Raw genomic sequence first — 2,638 nt, forward strand, 5'->3', positions numbered from 1 at the left:
AAGCCACGGACGACGGCTTGCCCACAGTGGGCATGGACGGGATTGATCTCAGCAGGATTTCCGCCGGCGGCGGGCAAGGGGCGGACAACCAGGACTGGTCCACCATGCACCCCTCTGAGCTGGCCATTCCTGCCGCTGACCTGCGTATTCCGATGGTTCCACGCGGACTGGTCAGTTTGGATGCAACCACTCAGGAGATGGACCTGCCGGTGTCGTTCCAAGCGGGTTGGTTGACGTCGTCGTCGTCAGTGAGCAGTACCCAAGGCACCACAGTTGTGGCGGGGCACGTGAACTGGGCGGATGGGTCCTGGGCACCCATGTCCAACCTCTACAACGCTCAGCCCGGTATGACGGTGCTGACCACGGACCAGTCAGGGGCATTGCAGTCGTGGAAAGTCACATCAAGTTCAAGTGTCCCCCAAAATGAGCTTTCCCACTTGTTTACATTGACTGATACCCAAGGTCCCCGGGAATTGGTGCTGATCACCTGCGAGGCATCGATTGACAACCAAGAGAACTTATCATTCGACAAGAATCATGTGGTCACCGCAGTACCGCAACCATAGTGCAAAGATTGGCACGCTGATATTGTTGAATGACGCATTTGTCGTGGGGCAAATGCATGGTCATGTCAGCGGTTGAGTCCCTATGGGATCAGGGGTTCAACTGTTGCGACTCAAGGAGAAACGCCATGTCCCTTGCCATTCACCACCGCCGGCACGTGCGCGTTGCCGGCCTGGCCTCTGTTCTGGCCCTTGCCGCAGCACCCTTGACGTTTTCCGGGGCTGCCTGGGCAACCGACATACCGGATGCAGTCACCTCTGTGGAGACACAGGGCGCCATCCGTGTGGGTGATTCCTTCACACTGGTGGCCCAGTGGGCTGTGCCGGACCACTCCCAGCCCGGTGACACCTTCACCCTGGAGCTGCCGCCTGAATTGTCCCCCATGCAGACCCAGTTCGACGTCCTCAGTGACAGTGGTGCCGTGGTGGCCACGGCCAATGTCCAAGGCGGCAACGTGGTGGTCACCCTCAGCGACTATGTGACGCAGAATCCGGTGAACCTCAAGGGCCAGCTGCGCTTCAACGCCACGGTCAACGAGTCCGCCACACCGGGCACTCCGATTGTGATTGCCTGGGGCACGTCCACCACCACCATCACTCCCAGCGAGCCCTCCGGTATCGGCGACATCACCCAACCCTCCAAATTCGGCTGGGTCAATGACGCCGGGACCAACTCGTGGAGTGTTCAGGTTCCCGGCCCGCTGACCAACGTGGTGGTGTCAGACACTCCCCAGGGTCATCAGATCGATTGCAGCTCGCTGCGGGGTGCGGTTGGTGTCTCCGTTGACGGTGCCTACCCCACCGGGTGGGAACCGCGCCAGATCGACGTCCTCACCTGCGACCCCGCAGGTTGGACCGTTGCCTTGGGTGACATTGAGGCCGATCAACTTGTCCTGATCCAAGGCGACGTTGACGTCAGCGCCGGGATCACCCTTGACCCCGCTGACGGTCTGCTGCACAACGGGTGGTCCGTGACGGCCGATCAGGGAGCCACGGATGGCACCGGAGTGTCTGTGCTCTACGGCGCTGACGGAACCGGTGGCGGAAACCCGCTGCCGCCAGCGCCGGAGCCCACGCCTGAGCCCACGGTGACCCCCACACCTGAGCCCACCGAGACCCCTGAACCCACGGCCACCCCAACTCCGGAGCCGACCCCCACCCCCGAACCGTCGGTGACGCCCACCCCGGAACCCACGAAGACCTCCACTCAGGAGCCCTCGGTTACACCCACACCGGAGGACAAGCCCTCTGCGCAACCCACGGCGGAATCCACCACCCCCGCATCAGAGGCCGCCTCACCGGCTGGAACCCACTCACCCTCACCTGTCGCGCAGCCCAGCACCAAGCCTGAGAAGCCCATCTTGGTGCGAACCGGGTTGGCCGGCGAGGACGGCGGATTCGGTCCCACGGCGTGGATCATCGGCGGTGCCGTGACGCTGGCTGTGGTCTCCGGCGGGACGTGGGTACTGCGTCGTCGTTCCCAGAGCTGAGACCGTGGTGAGCATCTGAGGAGTCCGTACCGGCTGTGACCAGAGAACAACAGCGGGTGGTTCCGGACCGTAAGTCCTGGATCACCCGTTGTTGCGTGTTCACACCGGCGCCGCCGGCCCCAGATGTTCACCCCTGCACAAGCCGTGCGTCCGGTACCGCTGCGCCCTTGTTGAAATAATGACGGAACATACTCTTCACTTCTCTCGAAAGGCCATCGTGCCCACCGTCACGCCTGCCTCCCGCGCAGACATCGATGATCTCGCCCGCCTCCTGGCGCAGTCCTTCCAGTTCGATCCGCCGTCCCGCGCGGTGCTGCAACCCTCTGATGACCAGGACATGTTGCGCCGTGCGTTCTACCTGTTCCGCGCCATCCTGGCCTCCGGTCCCATTGAAGCCGGGCTGGTGGACACCATCCGGGAGGACGGCAGGATCCTGGGAGTCGCTACGTGGGAGGCCCCTGGCGACACCATGTCCTCCTCCGTGAGCAGCTACGTCAAGCACGTGCCCGACTACGTGCGCGCGATCGGGTGGGCCGGGCTTCCGCGAGCCATCAAAATCCAAATGCAGATTGGCCGCCACAAGCC

2 protein-coding genes and 1 pseudogene are annotated in these 2,638 nt (G+C 63.1%); all 3 read left to right on the forward strand.

Annotation, left to right across the window (positions count from 1 at the left end; all coding sequences use genetic code 11):
* Nucleotides 1–566: class F sortase (locus L979_RS11240; RefSeq protein ID WP_047692304.1), on the forward strand; the 566-nt coding region annotated here is incomplete at its 5' end.
* 125 nt (nt 567–691) lie between these two features.
* Nucleotides 692–2,053, forward strand: a complete 1,362-nt coding sequence (locus L979_RS15940; RefSeq protein ID WP_047692305.1) for an Ig-like domain-containing protein — start codon at nt 692–694, stop codon at nt 2,051–2,053.
* Nucleotides 2,054–2,270: 217 nt separating this feature from the next.
* Nucleotides 2,271–2,638, forward strand: a pseudogene (locus tag L979_RS11250) (hypothetical protein); the annotation flags it as partial.

The organism is Kocuria sp. ZOR0020 (genome assembly GCF_000800955.1).
Lineage (GTDB): Bacteria > Actinomycetota > Actinomycetes > Actinomycetales > Micrococcaceae > Kocuria > Kocuria subflava.

Excerpts from the sequence above, each read along its gene's own strand:
- L979_RS15940 (WP_047692305.1), top strand. The coding sequence starts at position 692 with ATGTCCCTTGCCATTCACCACCGCCGGCACGTGCGCGTTGCCGGCCTG.